19 protein-coding genes and 1 pseudogene are annotated in these 19,153 nt (G+C 54.2%); 6 read left to right on the forward strand and 14 right to left on the reverse strand.

Features of this window, described 5'->3' with window-relative positions:
* Positions 1–64 precede the first annotated feature (64 nt).
* The 7 genes and pseudogenes from BCA33_RS11870 to BCA33_RS11900 all read right to left on the reverse strand — a co-directional run bounded on the left by BCA33_RS11870 (position 65) and on the right by BCA33_RS11900 (position 7,794).
* Positions 65–994: a choline ABC transporter substrate-binding protein gene (locus tag BCA33_RS11870; RefSeq protein WP_071266096.1), complete on the reverse strand. Its 930-nt coding sequence runs from the start codon at positions 992–994 to the stop codon at positions 65–67.
* Positions 995–1,029: 35 nt separating this feature from the next.
* Positions 1,030–2,697, reverse strand: coding sequence for a choline dehydrogenase (gene betA / locus BCA33_RS11875; protein WP_254774355.1), 1,668 nt, complete (start codon positions 2,695–2,697; stop codon positions 1,030–1,032).
* Between the two features lie 63 nt (positions 2,698–2,760).
* Positions 2,761–4,224, reverse strand: coding sequence for a betaine-aldehyde dehydrogenase (gene betB / locus BCA33_RS11880; protein ID WP_071266101.1), 1,464 nt, complete (start codon positions 4,222–4,224; stop codon positions 2,761–2,763).
* The gene (gene betI, locus BCA33_RS11885; protein ID WP_071266103.1) at positions 4,224–4,820 is read right to left on the reverse strand and encodes a transcriptional regulator BetI; all 597 of its coding nucleotides are present in this window, start codon (positions 4,818–4,820) and stop codon (positions 4,224–4,226) included. The genes betB and betI overlap by 1 nt, the downstream gene beginning before the upstream one ends.
* A 247-nt stretch (positions 4,821–5,067) precedes the next feature.
* A pseudogene (locus tag BCA33_RS11890) lies at positions 5,068–6,422 on the reverse strand (PhoH family protein).
* Between the two features lie 66 nt (positions 6,423–6,488).
* Positions 6,489–6,980, reverse strand: coding sequence for an HPP family protein (locus tag BCA33_RS11895; protein WP_071266105.1), 492 nt, complete (start codon positions 6,978–6,980; stop codon positions 6,489–6,491).
* Positions 6,981–7,053: 73 nt separating this feature from the next.
* On the reverse strand, positions 7,054–7,794 hold the full coding sequence (locus tag BCA33_RS11900; RefSeq protein WP_071266107.1) for an START domain-containing protein: 741 nt from the start codon (positions 7,792–7,794) through the stop codon (positions 7,054–7,056).
* A 137-nt stretch (positions 7,795–7,931) separates the two neighbouring features.
* On the opposite strand from BCA33_RS11900, the gene BCA33_RS11905 reads away from it, so the two are divergent.
* Positions 7,932–8,939 (forward strand): DUF2804 domain-containing protein, encoded by a 1,008-nt coding sequence (locus BCA33_RS11905; RefSeq protein ID WP_071266109.1) that lies wholly within the window; start codon positions 7,932–7,934, stop codon positions 8,937–8,939.
* 92 nt (positions 8,940–9,031) lie between these two features.
* Here the strand turns inward: BCA33_RS11905 and minE are convergent, their stop codons facing one another.
* The 5 genes from minE to BCA33_RS11930 all read right to left on the reverse strand — a co-directional run bounded on the left by minE (position 9,032) and on the right by BCA33_RS11930 (position 11,595).
* The gene (gene minE / locus BCA33_RS11910) at positions 9,032–9,283 is read right to left on the reverse strand and encodes a cell division topological specificity factor MinE (RefSeq protein WP_071266111.1); all 252 of its coding nucleotides are present in this window, start codon (positions 9,281–9,283) and stop codon (positions 9,032–9,034) included.
* A gap of 3 nt (positions 9,284–9,286) precedes the next feature.
* Positions 9,287–10,099 carry a septum site-determining protein MinD gene (gene minD / locus BCA33_RS11915; RefSeq protein WP_071266113.1) on the reverse strand — a complete coding sequence of 271 codons (813 nt, stop codon included), beginning with the start codon at positions 10,097–10,099 and terminating at the stop codon, positions 9,287–9,289.
* Positions 10,100–10,178: 79 nt separating this feature from the next.
* Entirely contained in the window at positions 10,179–10,934 is a 756-nt protein-coding gene (gene minC, locus BCA33_RS11920) for a septum site-determining protein MinC (RefSeq protein ID WP_071266115.1), read from the reverse strand.
* The gene (locus tag BCA33_RS11925) at positions 10,931–11,317 is read right to left on the reverse strand and encodes a HopJ type III effector protein (RefSeq protein WP_071266117.1); all 387 of its coding nucleotides are present in this window, start codon (positions 11,315–11,317) and stop codon (positions 10,931–10,933) included. The genes minC and BCA33_RS11925 overlap by 4 nt, the downstream gene beginning before the upstream one ends.
* On the reverse strand, positions 11,314–11,595 hold the full coding sequence (locus BCA33_RS11930) for a DUF1244 domain-containing protein (protein ID WP_071266119.1): 282 nt from the start codon (positions 11,593–11,595) through the stop codon (positions 11,314–11,316). The genes BCA33_RS11925 and BCA33_RS11930 overlap by 4 nt, the downstream gene beginning before the upstream one ends.
* A 115-nt stretch (positions 11,596–11,710) precedes the next feature.
* Between BCA33_RS11930 and dinB the strand changes: the two genes are divergently transcribed.
* A complete protein-coding gene (gene dinB / locus BCA33_RS11935; RefSeq protein WP_071266278.1) occupies positions 11,711–12,775 on the forward strand; it encodes a DNA polymerase IV in 1,065 nt (354 codons plus the stop codon).
* Here dinB and BCA33_RS11940 read toward each other — a convergent pair.
* A complete protein-coding gene (locus BCA33_RS11940) occupies positions 12,772–13,350 on the reverse strand; it encodes a phosphatase PAP2 family protein (RefSeq protein WP_071266121.1) in 579 nt (192 codons plus the stop codon). The two genes, dinB and BCA33_RS11940, sit on opposite strands and share 4 nt — an antisense overlap.
* Positions 13,316–14,563, reverse strand: a complete 1,248-nt coding sequence (locus BCA33_RS11945; protein ID WP_071266123.1) for a glycosyltransferase family 1 protein — start codon at positions 14,561–14,563, stop codon at positions 13,316–13,318. Before BCA33_RS11945 ends, BCA33_RS11940 begins: the two co-directional genes overlap by 35 nt.
* 88 nt (positions 14,564–14,651) lie before the next feature.
* On the opposite strand from BCA33_RS11945, the gene BCA33_RS11950 reads away from it, so the two are divergent.
* The 4 genes from BCA33_RS11950 (at position 14,652) to BCA33_RS11965 (ending at position 19,152) form a co-directional block, all read left to right on the forward strand.
* The gene (locus tag BCA33_RS11950; RefSeq protein WP_071266125.1) at positions 14,652–15,689 is read left to right on the forward strand and encodes an NADP(H)-dependent aldo-keto reductase; all 1,038 of its coding nucleotides are present in this window, start codon (positions 14,652–14,654) and stop codon (positions 15,687–15,689) included.
* 233 nt (positions 15,690–15,922) lie between these two features.
* The gene (locus BCA33_RS11955; RefSeq protein ID WP_071266127.1) at positions 15,923–16,246 is read left to right on the forward strand and encodes a hypothetical protein; all 324 of its coding nucleotides are present in this window, start codon (positions 15,923–15,925) and stop codon (positions 16,244–16,246) included.
* Positions 16,247–16,471: 225 nt separating this feature from the next.
* The gene (locus BCA33_RS11960) at positions 16,472–18,682 is read left to right on the forward strand and encodes an acetyl-CoA hydrolase/transferase C-terminal domain-containing protein (RefSeq protein WP_071266130.1); all 2,211 of its coding nucleotides are present in this window, start codon (positions 16,472–16,474) and stop codon (positions 18,680–18,682) included.
* On the forward strand, positions 18,682–19,152 hold the full coding sequence (locus BCA33_RS11965) for a peptidylprolyl isomerase (RefSeq protein WP_071266132.1): 471 nt from the start codon (positions 18,682–18,684) through the stop codon (positions 19,150–19,152). Before BCA33_RS11960 ends, BCA33_RS11965 begins: the two co-directional genes overlap by 1 nt.
* The last annotated feature ends 1 nt before the right edge of the window (position 19,153 follow it).

Genomic DNA, 19,153 nt, shown 5'->3' on the forward strand with positions numbered 1-19,153 from the left:
TCAGGCGCCCTGAACCGGCCGGCTCAGCGCCCGCAAGGTACTGTTTTCAGTACCGCGCTTGGTATTACTTCAGGGAGGCCTTAACCGCGGGCAGTGCGGCATCGCCGTTCAGGGTGGTGACACCCTCAAGCCAGCCATCCAGTACCGATGGGTTGTTGGCCAGCCAGGTGTGGGCTGCGTCCCGTGGCTCTTCGCCGTCGTTCAGGATGGCGCCCATCACTTCGTTTTCCATGGTCAGCGAGAACGTCATGTTGGTCAGCAGAGTGCCTACGTTCGGGCACTCGCTCAGGTAGTTTTTGCGTACGTTGGTGTGAACGGTAGCACCGCCGTAGTTGGGGCCAAAGAAGTCATCACCACCGTCCAGGTAGGCCAAGTCATGATTGGCGTTCATTGGGTGCGGCTCCCATGCAAGGAAAACCACCCACTCATCACGCCGGGCCGCACGGCCAACCTGGGAGAGCATGCCAGCTTCGCTGGACTCCACTACCCGGAAGTCACCGAGGCCGAACGCGTCTTTGTCGATCATGTCATGAATCAGGCGGTTGCCATCGTTGCCTGGCTCGATGCCATAAATACCGCCATCAAATTCGTCTGCGTGCATGGCAATGTCAGCAAAGCTGGTTACACCTGCGTCGTAAACATACTGAGGTACAGCCAGGGTGTACTTGGCGCCTTCCAGGTTGGTGATCACGGTTTCAACATCGCCGCTTTCCAGGTAAGGGCGCACGTCGCCTTCCATGGTTGGCATCCAGTTGCCCAGGAACACGTCAATATCCTTGTTCTGGAGCGACCGATAGGTAACGGGCACCGACAGCACTTTTGCTTCTGGCTCATAGCCCATGCCTGCTAATACTTCGGAGGCCAGCGCGGTGGTGGCAGTTATGTCGGTCCAGCCCACATCGGCAAAACGAACGGTTTTACATTCGGTGTTCGGGGCGGCCACTGCGGCGCCACTGATCGCAAGGCCAGCACAGGCCAAAATAAGCTTCTTCATTAGTTGTTCTCCTTTCTCGGTTATCGGTCACAGCGTTAGCGTTGTGCGTTCTTCCAGTCAGGGTGCTCCCAAACAGGAGCGGTTGAAGGTGTTAGCGGGGCCCGGCCACGGATGTGATCCGCGCACTTTTCCGCCAGCATAATGGTGGGCGCGTTCAGGTTGCCGCTCACCAAGCTTGGCATGATGGAGGCATCCACCACGCGTAAATTTTGCACACCGTAGACCCGTGCCTGTTCGTCCACTACGGCCATGGGGTCGTCGGCTGCTCCCATTTTGCAGGTGCAGGACGGGTGATAGGCGCTGTCTGCGTATTCACGGATGAAGGCGTCAATATCCTCGTCGGAGGTGGCTTTGGCGCCTGGCCTTAGTTCTTCGCCCCGGAACGGATCGAACGCCGATTGGGTGAAAATTTCCCGGGTTAGCTTAATGCTTTCCCGCATTTCCCAGCGGTCTTGCTCGGTGCTGAGAAGGTTGGGCTGAATGATGGGGTGGTCACCCGGCCTGGCGGATTTCAGCTTCAGGTAACCGCGGCTGGTAGGTCGCATGGGGCCAACATGAACCTGGTAACCATGGCACTCGGCGTCTTTACGGCCGTGATCCAGTACCTGGGATGGCAGGAAGTGAAATTGGATATCCGGATGCTGCACACCTGCCTTGGAGCGGATGAACCCGCCGGCTTCCAGGTGCGAGGTACGACAAGCACCCCAATCATTGTTCAAGAACCACTTCATACCCGCGAGGGTTTTGCCGGGTTGCGTGGTGTACTTGTAAAGCGTGACCGGTTTGGTCGATTTGTGCTGAACGTATATTTCCAGGTGGTCTTGCAGATTTTTGCCAACCCCGGGCCTGTCCGCCACTACGGGAATATTATGTTCTTCCAGCTCGGCTGCGGCACCGATGCCAGACAGCATTAACAGTTGCGGCGAGTTGATGGCACCGCCACTCACAATCACTTCTTTGCGGGCCGCGACTCGAACCGTTTTGCCGTTTTGAACATACTCAACCCCGACGGCTGTGTTGCCATCAAACAGGATGCGCGTGGTCATGGCGCCGGTTTCGGTGGTCAGGTTGGGGCGCTCCAGTACCGGTCGCAGGTAGGCCTGGGCTGCACTCCAGCGTTTGCCTTTGCGGATGGTCATGTCCATCTCACCAACGCCTTCTTGCTGGTAGCCATTCATGTCTTTGGTGTAGGGGTAGCCCGCTTGTTGGCTTGCTTCCAAAAAGGCACCAAACAAAGGATTCGGCTCGTCTCCGGTGTGCACGTTGAGTGGGCCGTCACCGCCGCGGTAGTCGTCCGCGCCCTGTTCCCGGCTCTCGGCTTTGCGAAAGTAGGGCAGGACATCCTGGTAGCGCCAGCCAACTGCGCCCTCTTCGTGCCAACGATCGTAATCGTAAGCATGGCCGCGAATATAAACCATGGCGTTCAGGGTTGAACCGCCGCCCCAAACCTTGCCGCGAGGCCAGTAGAGTTTCCGGTTGTTCAGAAACGTCTGTGGCTCTGTGTGGTAATACCAGTTGTACTTGTCGTCCATCAGGTTGAACATCAGCGCCGCTGGCATGTGGATCTTCCAGGTGTCGTCCCGGCGCCCGGCTTCCAGTACCAGCACTTGGTCTTGCTCACTCTCCGTTAAACGGTTGGCCAATACGCAACCCGCAGAGCCGGTACCCACAATCACATAGTCAAATTCATGATCAAACTGCAAAACTGTCTCCTTCATACGGACGCGGACCAGCAATCCGCAGCGACGATGGTTTGAATGGTGTTGTTAGAACGGCGCCTCAAGAGGCGCCAAGCCCACGTATACCGATTTGGTTTGGGTGTAGTGCGCGAGTGCTTCGCGGCCATTCTCGCGGCCAAGTCCCGAAAGCTTATAGCCGCCCACCGGCATTTCGGCGGGTGAGGCACCAAAACTGTTGATCCAGCAAATCCCTGCCTCTAACTGATGAATCACACGATGAGCACGGGTGATGTCTGCAGTGAAGATACCGGCGGCCAAGCCGTACTCGGTGTTGTTGGCGCGTTGGACGACTTCTTCTTCGGTATCAAAAGGCAGTACCGCCATTACAGGGCCAAAGATTTCTTCGCGCACAATGGTCATGTCGTCGGTGCAATCTGCGAACACCGTGGGCGCCACAAAATAGCCGTTCTCACAACCTGCGGGCTGCAGTTTGGATCCACCTACCAACAGGCGTGCGCCCTCAGCTTTGGCGCTGTCGATGTACTTCATCACCAGATCCCGATGGCCGGCGCTGATCAGGGCGCCAAAGTTGGTATTCGGGTTCTCGGGGGCACCGGCGATGATGTTGTTCTCGGTGCGCTTTACCAGCTGGGCCAGAAACGCGTCATAAATTTTGCGCTGTACAAAAACACGGGTGCCGTTGGTGCAGATTTCGCCCTGGGTGTAGAAGTTGCCCAGCATTGCGGCCGATACCGCCTGTTCCAGATTGGTATCGTCAAAGATAATCAGTGGCGATTTGCCCCCAAGCTCCATGGTGACGGACTTGAGTGTGCGCGAGGCATCGGCCATCACGGTGCGACCGGTTTTTGCTTCGCCGGTAAATGACACCTTGGCGATGGCTGGATCGGAGGTCAGCATTTGGCCGACCCGGTAATCCCCTTGTACCACGTTAAATACGCCCGCTGGCACGCCTGCGGCGTGGTAGATTTCAGCGAGTTTGATGGCCCCAAGCGGTGTTTCTTCAGACGGCTTGAATATCATGCTGTTGCCACAAGCCAGGGCCGGTGCTGATTTCCAGCAGGCAATTTGCAGCGGGTAGTTCCAGGCACCAATGCCGGCACACACGCCCAGGGGTTCCCGACGGGTATAGAAAAAATCCGGCCCGATTTGCTGGCTTTCGCCCACAATGCTGGAGGCCTGGCCGCCGAAGTACTCAACGGAATCGGCACCGGTTACCACATCTACCACACTGGCTTCCTGCCAGGGTTTACCTGTATCCCGCATCTCGATCTCGGCTAGCGCATCGTTTTGCTCGCGCAGCATGGCGGCGGCGCGGTTTAGGATGCGTCCGCGCTCCAGGCCTGTCATGGCCGACCAAGTCTTAAAGCCTTGTTGGGCGCTGGCAACGGCTGCCTGCATGACAGATTCATCGGCCTGTTCAACTTGATAAATCACTTGCCCTGTGGCGGGATTTACAACGTCGAACCGCTCGCCATTTTGGTTTGCCAGAGGCTGGCCATTTATAAAGGATTGATAGATTGGCAGCGTCATCAGGAGGCTCCGTTGTTCGCATGAATGGCTTGGTCGACGTAGGTTTTGCACAAGGCAATCGCCTGATCTGGCTCAATACGGCCTTCACTCATGGCTGCACGCAGCCAGAAGCCGTCGATCAGTGCGGCAATGGTTTGCGCCGTTGTGCGTACCTGGTCAGCGGGCATGAGTGGGCGTAGATAAAACATTAAGTTGGACAACAGACGACGCTCGTTAACCCGCTGCAGTCGCATCAAGTCTGGGCTGTGCATGGCTTGGGTCCAGAATGCCAGCCAGGTTTTCGCCGACTGGGCATGGGTCTGAACGCCGGAAAAGTTCGCATCCACAATGGCCATCAGGCGTTCGCGCGGAGTATTGGGCCGCCCTGCCATCAGCGTCGACACATCCTGCTGGAGGGATGACAACAAATACCGCATTGTCGCCTCCAGTAAGCCCTGTTTGCCGCCAAAGTAATGGCTAACAATACCTACTGATAGCTCTGAGGCTCCCGCGATTTTGCCGATCGTTGCACCCTGGAAACCGTGTTCTTCAATCACCTTCAGTGTTGCGTCGATCAGCTGCTGACGCCGAATTGACTCCACCCCTAATCTTGCCATGTCGCCCTCAAGTTACGCTCCGTTGAACGGGTGTTCAATATATTGAACAAGTATTCAATGACGGAAGGTTAATGGTTTGAAGGCTAAATATCAAACACGAATAAAAGCCCGATTGATCGGGCTTTAAGGCTAAAAGTAATGAAAAGCGGGCAGGGTAGAGAGAAAAATTCTTTAGAATACGAAAGAGTGGTTGCCCGGAAAAACGCGGCTCCGCCCCAGTTTGGAGCGGTAGGCCGGTGGTTTTTTATCAGAGATTGGCTTCGGCAAACTCCGCCAGGATCGAGCGCGGCACGCCTTGCAGGTGGATGTGACCACCGTGGCTGAAGCTCTTGAAGCGCTCTGTCATGTAGGTCAGGCCCGAGCTGAGGGCGCTCAGGTAAGGCGTATCAATCTGTGCGAGGTTGCCAGGCAGATTACCTTGGAGCCATTGCCTGCGCGGGTAATAATAGTTTTGATCTGGTGTGGGGTCAGGTTTTGGGATTCATCAATAATAATCAGGCTGTGCTGAAAGCTGCGGCCCCGAATGTAGTTCATGGATTTGAAGTGCAGGGGGACCTTGCTAAGGATGTAATCCACACTGGCGGTCATGTTCTCGTCGTCTTCGTGCAGTGCTTCCAGGTTATCCACAATGGCACCCAGCCAGGGCTCCATTTTTTCTGCTTCGGTGCCGGGCAGGAAACCTATGTCTTCATCCAGGCCCTGCGTTGAGCGGGTGGCAATAATCCGCTTGTACAGCTTGCTGGCAACGGTCATCTCGATGCAGGCAGCCAGCGCCAGTATGGTTTTGCCTGAGCCGGCAGAGCCGGTGAGGTTAACCAGGTGTACATCGGGGTCAAGCAACAGGTTCAATGCCATGGCCTGATAAATATCCCGTGGTACCAACCCCCACACTTCCTCATTCATAAGATCGTGTTGGCTCAGGTCCCGGATAACCACTTGGTCATCGGTGATATTGACGGCCTTACCCACAAACCCCTGCTCATCAAGCACAAATTCGTTGATATTGATCTTTGTCAGCCTGTCTTCACGCTTGAGGATATGCTCGGTTGCACCTTCCCGCTGCACGGTTTCCACTTTGGCAATGGTGTCCCAGAAAGAGTTCGGGAACTCGTGATAGCCCTTGGGTAGCAGGTCAATGTCATCAATCAGTTGATCGTTGTGGTAGTCCTGAGCATGAACGCCAAAACCACGGGCTTTAAGCCGCATGTTGATGTCTTTGCTCACGAGAATGATATCTCGGGATGTGTGCCGTTCCTGCAGCGCCGCAAGCGTGTTGATGATTTTGTTGTCGTTCAGGTGTTCCGGTAGCGAGTGGTTGCCTGTGTGCTCCGTGCTCATCAAGATGGAGAGGGTGCCCAAAGGTTTGGCCATCTTGGCCCGAATGATAGGCACGCCTTGTTCTATGTCCTTCGGGCTGGCATCGCCCAGCAACCTGTCGATGGCGCGGATAGCCTGGCGGCAATCTGCGGCCACGCTTTGTTTGCCGGATTTGAGGCCATCGAGTTCTTCAAGGACGGTCATCGGGATGATGACATCGTGTTCTTCAAAATTGAGGAGGGCGTTCGGGTCGTGGATCAGGACATTGGTGTCGAGGACGTACATTTTACGTCGAGCTTGCGGTGCTTTTTCCGGTGTTCTGGGCATAGGGGGCGCTACCTCTGTGGTGGTTCAGTCGTTACGGGCGCAGCGTGTTGTAAGCTCCTCATCCGAAATGACTTTTAACATATCGTATGTGGTCACAATACCGGTAATTTTTGACTCCCGGGTAATAAAAATCCGATGAAGGTGTTCGCTCATCATGATATCGGCAATATCGCGCACCGGCGTGTTTTCGTCCACCGACAGTACAATGGGCGTCATTATGTCGTGCACTTCTACAGGTAGTTTGCCCATTTCTTCAAACATTAGCATGCGCAAACGCCGAGCTTCTTGCTGCTCTTCTGCTGTGAGCGTTTTGTTGGTATCGGAGCGGTTGGCATTCCAGCGAAACTCTGCAATGTCCTTGAGGGTGACAATGCCGACAATTTCGCCGGATTCGTCTGTAACAGGGCTGCCGATGATTTCGTTGTCGGTCAGAAACCGTGCCAGGCGATCCATTGTCCAGGATTGGGGCACCGCCTTAATGCTGGGCGTCATTATTTCGTAAGCGCGCACGGTCATTGGGTATTTTCTGCCTTGTGAAGTCCTTTCTTCAGAGCTTAGCGTTTAAGGCTCTGGCCGTCACTCATCACATTCAAATGTCGGTTGGGTTTTTGACACCAGTCAGTTGGCCGTCTTGGTCGTATATCAATTGGAAACCTTGATAACGTTCCTGGCCTGCTACCCGCTCAAGCTCTTCCATGGAGCTTATGGGTATATCAACCAAGAGGCTGTTCACCAGCCAGCCGGGCAGGGCGCCGTTGGGATCTGTGTGTTGCAGCCATATCATTCGGGTTTTGCCGTCTTCGGGAGTGAAACGGTACAAGGTGTCTGAGCGATCCACTCTTACGCGGCTGCTGTTTTCTGCCCGTTTGCCCGGAGTGGCGCTCATTTTCATGACGATCTCGCCAGACCCCTCGTCGCCTTGTGTGCGAATGTGCAGCACATAGTCCCGATCTGTTACCGGCCAGGGCATGTCGTTTACTGAATAGGCGTAACGATCGGTAAAGTCATTTTTCCCCACGTCGTAGGATTCAGAGCAATTGAGTACCCATTCCATGCAGGATTTCGGGTCTGACATAACAGCCATAATGGCTTCGATGGGAACGTTAAGCACAGCCTCGGCTTTGAAAGCCTGAAAGCTGGAATCAGTCTGTTCTGTGGTGTAAATGCGGATGTTGCCGGCTTCTTCGCGTAGGCTCCAGGCCTCGCTGTCTTCGGCAGGCAATGCTGCCCGAGCGGTGGTAGCCGCCATAGCAGAAACCAGCAAGGCGCAAATGACACCGCTGATGACTGAGGCCCAGCCTTTAAAGCCATGGGCTCCGGTCTTATTCATAAGCTACACTTCCTTGAAAATAGTGAGCTAAGTCTAACATGAGGCGATTGGCGTTACGGCCCCCGAAGCAGGGGATTGTGAACCAGGCAGTCGCTCGGTGAAACAGCTCGTTAAATTGGCCTGATCTGACGAAGACCATGACGACAAAAAAACTAATTAATGACAAAGGGCATATCACTCCCGGTGTGCTGAGCCAGCCGGTAGACGAAATAAACTATCTGGATTATGACTTGCGAACGGTGATGGATCGCCCGCGCTCGAAGCTGGCCCGGCGTTGGCGCTTTAACCAGTTTCAGTTTGTGAGTGCAACTGGCCCTGGGTGGGTGTTCGGTATGGCACTGGTGGATCTGAAATTGTTGGGGAATGGTTTCTTTTATCTCTACGATTTCGCATCCGGGCAGATGCTTGAGCAGAGCTTTATGAGCCCATTGGCTTTGAGTACCCGAATAGAGCCATACCCGGAGCACGGCTGCGCCTCATTTAGTAAAGGTGAAGTCTCTATGCGCATACGGCCTTTCGTTGGGGGCCGGTCAATCTCGGTATCCGCGCCAGGCGGTATTCGTGTGGAGTTAACGCTGAAAGAAGATAACGACCCTCTGAGGCTGGTTTGTCCGGCTGGCTACAATGGCTGGGTATTTACCCGGAAGTCGGCGGGCTTGCCGGTAGAAGGTGAAATCCGTTGGGGCCACCGCATCTGGCGGTGTGACGAAACCACCCGTGGCGCCATTGATTGGAGTTGCGGCTTTATGCGCCGCGAAACTGCCTGGAGCTGGGCAAGCCTGGCTGGGCAGTTGCAGGATGGTCGCTCACTCGGGCTCAATCTGGCTGCGGGCGTTAATGAAACAGGCATGACAGAAAACGCTCTGTGGCTGGATGGGCAGTGCCAGAAGCTTGGAGCGGCGCGTTTTTACTTTGATCGCTACCATACTGGCGGGGATTGGCGCGTAACCACGGAGGATGGTCGGGTTGATCTGCACTTTGTTCCGGCAGGGGCGCGCACGGAAAAGCTCAACGCGGGCATGCTGGCGTCCAATTTTCGGCAGTACGTAGGCACGTTTAACGGAACCATTACTGGTGAGGACGGCAATAAAATTGCCGTCACCGGCTTACAGGGGTTGGTCGAGGATCATTTCGCCCGGTGGTAATGGCCCGAGAGAAAGGAAGAGCGCCTGCCCATAAAAAATGGGCAGACGCTCTTCTCAGCCTGGTCTCAGCCCGGTCTCGCTCCGGTTTGGCTTTAGCGTTCGGGCAGGGTTACGTTCAGCTCCAGAACAGAGCAGCTGCCGTTGCGATCCACTTCAACCTGAACCATATCATCACTGATTTGGACGTATTTACGGATCACCGCCAGTAATTCCTGCTGCAATTGCGGCAGATAGTCTGGTTGATCACGCTGGCCGCGTTCGTGGGCCACAATAATTTGTAAACGCTCTTTTGCCACATTGGCGGAGCCCGTTTTCTTGCCTCTGAAGTAATCGAGGAAACTCATCCGTCAGCCCCCTTTGAACATCCGTGAGAAGAAGCCCTTCTTCTGGTTGGTCATGAAGCGCTGTTCACGCTCCTCACCCAGAAGGCGTGCAACTGCGTCCTCGTATGCCTGGCCGGCATCGCTTTCGTTATCGAGAATAACCGGCAACCCCTGGTTTGAGGAGTTCAGAACAACTTGGCTTTCCGGAATAACGCCCAGTAACGGAATGGCGAGAATCTCTTCAACATCCGCCACAGAAAGCATTTCGCCCCGCTCAACCCGGACCGGGTTGTAACGGGTAAGCAGCAGATGCTCCTTAACCGGTTCCCCGCCCATTTCGGCGCGCCGGGATTTGCTTTGCAGAATCCCCAGAATGCGGTCAGAGTCCCGAACTGATGAAACCTCCGGGTTGGTCACGACAATGGCCTCGTCGGCGTAGTACAGGGCCATCAAAGCCCCGTGCTCGATACCCGCGGGCGAATCGCAGATGATGTAGTCGAAAGTTTCAGAGAGTTCGTTGATAACTTTTTCAACGCCCTCTTTGGTCAGCGCCTCTTTTTCCCGGGTCTGAGAGGTTGGGAGGATGTAGAGGGTATCAACCCGCTTGTCACGGATAAGCGCCTGGTTCAACGTTGCGTCGCCCTGAATGACGTTCACAAAGTCATACACCACGCGGCGCTCGCAGTTCATGATCAAGTCCAGGTTGCGCAAGCCCACGTCAAAATCTACCACTACGGTTTTGTGGCCGCGCCTGGCGAGGCCAGTGCTGATGGAGGCGCTGGTGGTGGTTTTACCAACGCCGCCCTTTCCTGAGGTTACGACAATTATTCTAGCCAAGGTTTATTTCCTGTGTCTCGATGGATTCGTCGTGTCTGCCGGCTACAGCCCGGTCACATTATTTTGTTCGATTCCAGTATCAGGCCTTGTCCAGTGGTGCCACCACCAGTAGGTCGTCCCTGAGCTGAATCTGTACAGCGCTTTTCCAGCCATTATCCTGAAGGTCTTCGGAGATTTTATAGTGTCCGGCGATGGACACAAGCTCTGCCTCAAGGGATTGGCAGAAAATTCTTGCAGACTCGGCGCCGTGGATGCCTGCCAGGGCCCTGCCACGCAATGGGCCATATACGTGAATGTTGCCGGCGGCCAGTACTTCTGCCCCTGCCTGAACCGGCGCCAGGATAACCAGGTCGCCATCTGGTGCATGTACTTGTTGGCCTGAACGCACCGGTTGGCTAATGATTTTCGTTGGGGGTGGTTCCACGATTGTTTGGGGTGCTGGAGCTGCGGGCGATTCCGCTTTTTCAGCTGTGGCTTGGGCTTCGTGATCCCGGTCTCGCTGCCCGCCTCCGGGCATAAGGGCCAATGAGGCCCCTCGGGCGAGGCGCCGCTGGTCGTCATTGCCGCCGCGAACGCCAATCACGTGAATGTTATTGCGCCGACAGGCACCAATGATTTTGAAGAAATCCAGCTCGCTGTCGAGGCCCTCGTATTTTTCCAGACTAATAATGAGGGGGATGTCTCGAAAAAAACCAGGCGCCTGGCTTATTTTGTCTCTCAACGTTTCTTCAAATCTGTCATTGTCGAAAAAATAAAGCTCCAACGCGGTCATGGATACGCTGGCACTTTTAAGCTGAAACACTTGCTGTACCCCGGAGGTAGCGATATCGCTCATGACTGGGTCTCTTCCTTGATATTAGGCTCGGATGGGCGGCGTAAGCGCAGCGGCGTGTCTTCAAAACGGATGCCTGACCAGCCAGAACCCATAAATTGGCGAATATTGCTGTGGCTTTCTCCAGCGGGGTCGTCCAGCACCTGTTGGTAATGCTGAGCAAACAGTTTCAGAGTGTCTGCCTCATTCAGGCTGCAGTAGAGACCCAAACCAAACACTTTGCATGAGCCTGCGTTTTCCCCGGCTGTATTGAATAGTGGGCCGTTATGAAAACCAGCGGAGTGGTAGTCGAAGTGCCGCTCGACCAGCGCCAGGGTGTCATCAAAATTTGCATGGCCGCCACCCAATGAAGCCAGATGGATGCGTACTGCTTCGTTTACATTCATTGCTTATGATCCTGTTTCGGACCTGTCTGGTGGAGCGCTTTCCATTCTTCGTACGGCATGCCGTAAATTTCTTCCCGGGCGGCAGAGTCGGAGATTTCGAGGCCCCGCTTGTGGGCTTCAGCCCGATACCATTTGGAAAGACAATTACGGCAAAACCCAGCCAGGTTCATCAGGTCAATGTTCTGGACGTCGGGGTTGTCCCCCAAGTGTTTAACCAAGCGGCGAAAAGCTGCGGCTTCGATTTCAGTGCGCTCAGAGTCTGGAATAGGGTTCGACATGGGGTCTCGCTATAGTATTCGATGGTTGTTTGGGAGATTCCTGACATTCTCAGCATCTTACTTTAAGATACAAGGCTGTATAAATGTACAGAAACCCGACGCGAGCCCAGTGATTATGCCTCAACGCAAGATCATTCACGTGGATTGTGACTGCTTTTATGCGGCAGTTGAAATGCGTGATGACCCAACACTGCGGGAGGTTCCGCTGGCGGTAGGCGGTGAAGGTGGTCGTGGCGTGGTGACAACCTGCAATTATAAAGCCCGGGCTTTTGGTGTGCGCTCGGCTATGCCTGGCGGCGAAGCTCGCCGGTTATGCCCCGGCCTGGTTACCGTACCGCCGGATATGGCCCGCTATCGCGCGGCGTCGCAAAAGGTAATGAGTATTCTGCGGGAACTGACCGATCTGGTTGAGCCACTGTCGCTGGATGAAGCGTTTCTGGATGTATCCGATATTACCGACCACAAGGGCAGCGCCACGTTGATGGCCCGCTATCTTCGGGAGCGGGTAGAAAAAGAGGTGGGAATCACCATTTCTGCCGGAGTTGCCCCCAATAAGTTTCTTGCCAAGATTGCCAGCGACTGGCAAAAACCCGACGGATTGTTTGTAGTAAAGCCCGATGAGGTGGAGGGGTTTGTTCGCGAGCTTAAGGTTGAGAAGTTGTTTGGGGTGGGGCAGGTAACGGCCGCAAAATTACATGCACTTGGTGTTAAGACCTGCGGAGACTTGCAGGCGCTAGGGGTCGACGTGCTTATCGACCGTTTTGGCAAGCAGGGTTATCGGTTGCATGAGATGGCCCATGGCCGGGATGAGCGGTCGGTGGTGGTGTCCAGAATTGCCAAGTCCGTCAGCGTAGAGCGTACCTTCTCCCAGGATTTACCGGATATGGCAGCGTGTGAAACCGTGTTGGCATCGCTGGCGGCCGATCTAAATCTACGGCTTACCCGTAAGGGTCGAGACAAGCCCATTTATAAGCTCTTTATAAAAATACGGTATAGCGATTTTTCCACCCATACCCTGGAGCGTGTGCGGGAAAATATAAAAGAACCTGGATTTGATGATTTCCTGCCACTGCTCACCGAGCTGGTCACTAATCGCGAGCGGCCGGTTCGCCTGTTGGGCTTGGGTGTGCGATTTCGTAACGATGATGCGCCCGTCACCCAGCTACGGTTGTTCGACTAAAATAAGCCCGGGAACAAGGCAAGGGATGCGCTGAAAAAGTACAGTGCTGACAAATACCCCATCAGGCCTCCTATCAAGGCGCCAGCTACAACGTCGGAAGGGTAGTGCAGGCCCAGCACCACTCGGGATGCTGCCACGCTCAATGTGAATGGAGCCGTAGCCAGCGCCAGCTTGGGCATTGTCATAAACAGTATGGCCTGAAAACAGGCAGCGTGAAGCGTGTGTCCGGAAGGAAAGCTGTAGCGATCCAACGGCGGCGTACCGCAGTTAATCGAGGGGAATGATATAAAAGGCCGCTCGCGGATCAACCAGCGCTTAAGAAGCTTGTAGGTGAGGGTGCAGGTCAATCCTGTCAGGGCCATTAGCAGTGCCAGGCCGGCGCCAGTCTTGGGCTCCAGGAAAGGGATGACTAATATCAGAGCATACCAGAACCATCCATCCCCCAGCCGGCTTACCAGTTGGAAATAGCGCATGACCGGTCGAAATCTTACGATTTGGTTGATGCACTGGCAGAAGGCGTATTCACGCTGATCTGCCAGCTCAAAGAAGCGGGATGCTTTGCTTGTTCCTGGCATAGGGTCGGGCCTTTTCATTCTGGTTTAATACGAGTTTTTCGAATTGTTCGATCCGCGAACTCCAGCTTAGTTTGAGAGCATCCCGCCGTGCCTGGGCGCGAATACGATTGAGCAGGGTTGGTTGATTGGCAAGTCGGAGTGCTCCGCTAATAAACCGCTCATCCTGATCCAGCGGAGCTTTGAAGCCACTTTCTTCATGACGGATGTGTTCGTGAGCAGCTGCGTCGTCGTAGGCCACTACGGCAAGCCCGCTGGCCATCGCCTCAAGCACGACGTTTCCGAAAGTGTCGGTTTTACTGGGGAACAAGAATAGATCACCAGAAGCATAGTGGCGGGCCAGGTCACTGCCACGTTGAGTTCCGCAAAAGATATAGTCCGGGTGTTTCTCAGACAGCTGTTTGCGCATGGGGCCATCACCCACCAGAACAAATTTGGCTCGCGGGTGTAATGTGCGTATGCGCTCGTAGCAGGCCACGGCCATCCGAAGGTTTTTCTCTGCAGCCAGGCGCCCCACGTAAAGCACCGCGTGGTCTTTTTCTTTGAGTCCCCAGCTCGCACGCAGCGGTTCATCCCGCTTGGATGGTGTGAAGCGGCTGCAATCTACCCCACGGCTCCAGAGACCGGCTGGCGTAATGCCCATGTCTGCAGTGACCTGCTGCATTTTTTTTGTGGGAACAAGTGTTATTGCGGTGCGGTTGTGGAACCAACGGCCATAGGCGCAAAGTAACTTTTCCAAAGCCCCAAACCCGTAGTACTGGCTGTACTGGTGAAAGTTGGTGTGAAAGCCGGAGCTCACGGGCAACCCCATCTTTCGTGCTGCAGAGACCGCAACTATGCCCAAGGGCCCCTGAGTGGCTACATAGATTGCATCCGGACGGTTTGCTTGCCAAAGCCGCTGAAGCTCGCAGCTGCGGGCTATGCCGACACGCAGATCTGCATAGCCCGGCAGGGGGAGGCTGGCCACAACATACTCACTGGCGAACAATGTATTACCCGCGTTGAGCGTCACGCCTATACTCTCGTGACGTTGTCTGGGGCGTACAACGGTGACCTGGTGCCCGTGTTGTATGAGCCCTTGGCATAGGTGCTTCAGCGTGTTGGCAACGCCATTGATTTCTGGCGGAAACGTTTCGGAAACGATGGTAATGTGCTGTTTTCGCGGGCGAGCCAGCCTGGTATCGATCACGACGTTCCCCGTATTTTTTATTAACATGGCTTTACTATGGGGGCCAACAGTGACAAGCGCGCGACAGTCCTATGACATTCTCTTTACTTGTTCAACAACCTGAAACGGAGACGCTATGCAAACCCGAAAGCTAGGCAATACCGACATTGACGTCAGCCTTATATGCTTGGGAACCATGACCTGGGGCGAGCAAAACACCGAGCAGGAAGCTTATGAGCAGCTTGATTACGCCACCTCGGAAGGTGTGAATTTTATTGATGCTGCAGAGATGTACCCCGTACCGCCACGAGCAGAAACTCAAGGGCTTACTGAGACCTATTTGGGCAATTGGCTAGCCCAGCGCGGCCGCCGTGACGATCTGGTAATAGCCTCAAAAGTCGCCGGGCCAGGCAATGGGTTGAGCTATCTGCGCAATGGCCCGCGCCTTACCCGTGATCATATTATTGAAGCCTGTGATGCCAGTCTGAAACGCCTGCAGACCGATTATATTGATCTGTACCAAGTGCACTGGCCAGACCGGAATACCAATTTTTTCGGTAAGCTCGGTTATGAGCATGACTCCAAGGAGCAAGCTACACCCATCGAGGAAACGCTGGAAGCGCTCAGTGGGCTAGTTAAGGCGGGAAAAATCCGGCACGTCGGGCTCTCCAATGAGACGCCGTGGGGCACCATGGAATATCTGCGCCTGGCGAAGGAAAAAGGCTGGCCCAAGATCGCCAGTATTCAGAACCCCTACAACCTGCTCAACCGCACTTTTGAAGTGGGTATGGCCGAGATTGCACAGCGGGAACGAGCGGGCTTGTTGGCGTATTCGCCTCTGGCTTTCGGCATGCTGTCTGGAAAATACATGGGTGGTAAGTGGCCTGAAAAAGCTCGCCTGACTTTGTTTGAAAGGTTCAGCCGGTATACCAATACGCGTGGCGCGGATGCGACACGGGCATACGTAGAACTTGCCCAGCAGAGCGGTTTGTCGCCGGTTCAGATGGCCCTGGCCTATGTGAACACCCGTAGCTTCTTAACCAGTAATATCGTTGGTGCCACCACCATGGAGCAGCTTCGTGAGAATTTGGGGTCGCTTAGCGTGAACCTCAGCCCGGATGTGTTGGAGGCCATTGAGGCGATTCATCAAGAGTTTACCTATCCTTGCCCCTAGTGACCCTTAGTTGATCTAACATATTGAGCCAAAAGGAGTTGGCCAATATTTTCAATTCCGCTGTTACATTCTGCAATATTGAAGATCATTTATTGACAAAAAGCGATTAATTCTGTGACAAAAAAGAGGCGTAACTGTGTGCGATTTCATATCTTTTTGCCGCTCAAGGGTTAGACTTTGGGCTAAGGTATTAGTAAACTTCACTTCCGGTTAAGAAGGTCTTCGTAAGTATCATGATAATTCGAATCTTTATCGCTCTGTTGGTTCTCAACGTTGCCGCGTTTGTGGTCCGCGCTGATGCGTCTGAGCGAGCCAGTGATGAGCCCGGGGAAATCATGACAACGGAAGATGTTTATCAGTTGCAGCAGCAGATGTATGGCGATGTTGAGGACGACAACTACGAGGCCGTGGCTGAAATTGGCTCCCGCTTGCTGAGTCTTTCCCTGGTTAGCACAGACAATTCTGGTAAAAGGTACGCTTCTCAACCTGCCCAAGCGGATCACGGCATTGCGCTGCTCAATGAAGGAGCCTGCCTGAACCTGAAGTGGAACTTCTGAATTTTTAACCCGAAGCTCCCAGCTCATCCTTACACTCGCCTCCCTTAACGCGCTTCTTGTTTATAGTCTTAACTGACACCCCCTTTATAATCCCGATTCTCTTCGTTTCCTTGATCGTTGTTGTTTCACACCAGATTCATGGATTGGCGCATTGTCTGCGTGCATGTGTCGTGTGATGATCCCCCAACGGACGTTACATGCAGATTGATCAATGAGGATCCTTATATGACGGTAAACGGCAGGCCGCGCCTGAGCGATACAGAGCGTTGTGTTGATGAAGTCATCCGTCGGGTTGGTAAGACGATTACGCTAGGGCTGCCCCTGGGGTTGGGGAAGCCAACCCGCTTGGTAAACGCGCTTTACCAAAGGGCCAAAGACGATCCTGAAATAAATTTGCACATATTTACGGCGCTTTCACTGTTGGCGCCTTCTGGAGCATCTTCTCTGGAAAAGCGCTTTATGGGTCCGTTCGCCGAGCGTCTTTATGGCGACATTCCTGAGCTGCAATATGCCCGCGACGTTTTAAAAAACCGCCTGCCTCCCAATGTTCAGGTGTCAGAATTCTTCTTTAAAGCTGGCAGCTACCTCAATAACCGCAACCAACAGCAGCAATACATATCTACCAACTACACCCATGCGGTTCGTGATCTTATGAATCTGGGAGTCAATGTGGTGGCGCAAATGGTATCGCCGGGCGAACTGCATGATGCGCCGGGTATGGTAAGCCTGAGTTGCAACCCCGATTTGAGTCTTGATTTACTGCCGCTGTTGAGGGAGATGGAGGCTTCTGGGGCTCCTGTGGCTATCGTGGGTGAAATCAACCGTCAGCTGCCTTGGTTCGGTCGAGATGCCGCCATTGCCGAAGACCAGTTTGATGTGATGTTTGAGCACCAGGCGTCGGAATACCCGCTGTTTTCCGCGCCCCAGATGGCCATCAGTTCGGTAGACCACCTGATTGGCTTTTACGCCAGCACCCTGGTAAAAGATGGCGGCACCCTGCAGCTGGGTATAGGTTCGCTAGGGGCGGCGCTTGTGCACAGCGCCATTCTACGCCATAAAAACAATGACGCCTGGCGGGCTGTATTTGATCGTCTAAAAGTGGCTGAGTGCTTTCCCCTGGCGGTACGCGAAGGTGGAGTTGGGCCGTTTGAGAAAGGCCTGTACGGCTGCAGCGAGATGATGGTCGACGGCTTTTTGTACCTCATGGAGGCCGGCATTCTTCGGCGCGAGGTGCATGACAATGCCGATCTGCAAACGCTGATCAATGATGGCGAAATTGACGAGCAAGTTTCTCTCGCCACCCTCGATGTACTGCGCCGGGAGGAGCTTATTGACTCCCCCATGCGGGCGCGAGACGTGGCCTGGCTGCAGAGGCACGGCATTTTGCAAGATGCTGTGGATTTCAAGGGTGGTCGGTTGCGAGTTGGCGAGCATTCACTGGATACCAATCTGGATGACATCGAATCCAGGGAGGCCATTGCGTCCTTGGCGCTTGGGGAGAGGCTTACCGGCGGTGTGGCTTTGCATGGCGGTTTTTATGTGGGCCCCAAGAAGTTCTACCAGTCATTAAGGGAGCTTTCCGATACGGATCGTGACCGTATTTGCATGACCAGTGTTAGCTTTATCAACCACCTTTATGATCATCAGTTCGGTGATCAGCGTCTTAAAGCGTCTCAGCGTGTACACAGCCGGTTTATCAACACGGCCATGATGTACACGCTTAGCGGTGCGGCGGTTTCGGATGGACTTGAGGATGGCCGGGTAATAAGCGGCGTGGGCGGGCAGTACAATTTCGTTTCCATGGCTCATGAATTGCCCGATGCCCGATCCATTATCACTTTGCGCAGCACCCGAAACACCAAGGGTACGGTGGTGTCTAATATTGTATTTAATTACGGCCACTGTACGATACCCCGCCATTTGCGGGATGTGGTGATCACCGAATACGGCATTGCAGATTTGCGCGGTCAGCCAGATGAGCAGGTATATCTGCGCCTGATTCGTATCGCAGACTCCCGCTTTCAGCGGGGGCTGCTTTCTCAGGCACAAAAGGCCGGTAAAGTAGATGCAGCGTTTCGGTTGCCAGCCAGTTGGCTAAACAACACGCCAGAAAGTATCGCTAAGGCGTTTGCAGAGGCTGGCGGCAAAGACTGGTTCCCGGCATTTCCCTTTGGGCGGGATTTTACCGATCAGGAGTTGGCTTTAGGTCAGGCCCTGAACAAGCTCAAGGTTAAAACGGCTACCCGCCGTGGTAAAGTGGTGACTCTTTTGCAGGCCTTTCGGGCAAAAGATGAGCAGGGCCGCTATACCGAACTGCTGCAACGAATGGGTCTGAGCCAGCCTTCAGGGCTGCGGGAAAAGCTAGATCAGCGTCTGGTGATTCTCGGCCTGCAACTGACAGAAAACCCACCGGATACAGGAAACTCGAAAGCCTGATGCAAACACCCCAAGAAAGACCTGACGTTTTCACGGTTCACTACGTGCTGAAGAATAAGATCGGCGAGTTGGTTGATACTTCAGAGGGCAGTGAGCCTCTGCATTTTTTATACGGTAGCCCGGATGTTATCAAGGGGATCCAAGAGGCAGTGAAAGATCGCAATGCCGGGGATTGCCTGGAAGTGACAGTGCCACCCGCCATGGCCTACGGTGAGCACCGAGCGGATTTGGTTCGAAAGGTTCCTCGCTCAATGTTCGAAGGCGTGGAGAATCTGCAAGTTGGCATGAAGTTCCAAACGAATAATGGCGACAACGCGCAAATTGTTCAGGTAATGGGCATTGATGGAAATCTCATCAGAATAGACGCCAACCACCCGTTAGCGGGTTTTACCCTGTACTTTGATTTGGAAATCGTTGGGCGTCGTGAAGCAACGAACGACGAAATCGATCAGGGCTGGCCGTTATCTTAAG

Source organism: Marinobacter sp. AC-23 (genome assembly GCF_001858325.1).
GTDB lineage: Bacteria > Pseudomonadota > Gammaproteobacteria > Pseudomonadales > Oleiphilaceae > Marinobacter.

Bases quoted from the DNA above. Each gene is read 5' to 3' on its own strand.
- BCA33_RS11870 (WP_071266096.1), bottom strand. From the start codon at position 994: ATGAAGAAGCTTATTTTGGCCTGTGCTGGCCTTGCGATCAGTGGCGCC.
- betB (WP_071266101.1), bottom strand. From the start codon at position 4,224: ATGACGCTGCCAATCTATCAATCCTTTATAAATGGCCAGCCTCTGGCA.
- betI (WP_071266103.1), bottom strand. From the start codon at position 4,820: ATGGCAAGATTAGGGGTGGAGTCAATTCGGCGTCAGCAGCTGATCGAC.
- BCA33_RS11895 (WP_071266105.1), bottom strand. From the start codon at position 6,980: ATGACCGTGCGCGCTTACGAAATAATGACGCCCAGCATTAAGGCGGTG.
- BCA33_RS11900 (WP_071266107.1), bottom strand. From the start codon at position 7,794: ATGAATAAGACCGGAGCCCATGGCTTTAAAGGCTGGGCCTCAGTCATC.
- BCA33_RS11905 (WP_071266109.1), top strand. From the start codon at position 7,932: ATGACGACAAAAAAACTAATTAATGACAAAGGGCATATCACTCCCGGT.
- minE (WP_071266111.1), bottom strand. From the start codon at position 9,283: ATGAGTTTCCTCGATTACTTCAGAGGCAAGAAAACGGGCTCCGCCAAT.
- minC (WP_071266115.1), bottom strand. From the start codon at position 10,934: ATGAGCGATATCGCTACCTCCGGGGTACAGCAAGTGTTTCAGCTTAAA.
- BCA33_RS11925 (WP_071266117.1), bottom strand. From the start codon at position 11,317: ATGAATGTAAACGAAGCAGTACGCATCCATCTGGCTTCATTGGGTGGC.
- BCA33_RS11930 (WP_071266119.1), bottom strand. From the start codon at position 11,595: ATGTCGAACCCTATTCCAGACTCTGAGCGCACTGAAATCGAAGCCGCA.
- dinB (WP_071266278.1), top strand. From the start codon at position 11,711: ATGCCTCAACGCAAGATCATTCACGTGGATTGTGACTGCTTTTATGCG.
- BCA33_RS11940 (WP_071266121.1), bottom strand. From the start codon at position 13,350: ATGCCAGGAACAAGCAAAGCATCCCGCTTCTTTGAGCTGGCAGATCAG.
- BCA33_RS11945 (WP_071266123.1), bottom strand. From the start codon at position 14,563: ATGTTAATAAAAAATACGGGGAACGTCGTGATCGATACCAGGCTGGCT.
- BCA33_RS11950 (WP_071266125.1), top strand. From the start codon at position 14,652: ATGCAAACCCGAAAGCTAGGCAATACCGACATTGACGTCAGCCTTATA.
- BCA33_RS11955 (WP_071266127.1), top strand. From the start codon at position 15,923: ATGATAATTCGAATCTTTATCGCTCTGTTGGTTCTCAACGTTGCCGCG.
- BCA33_RS11960 (WP_071266130.1), top strand. From the start codon at position 16,472: ATGACGGTAAACGGCAGGCCGCGCCTGAGCGATACAGAGCGTTGTGTT.
- BCA33_RS11965 (WP_071266132.1), top strand. From the start codon at position 18,682: ATGCAAACACCCCAAGAAAGACCTGACGTTTTCACGGTTCACTACGTG.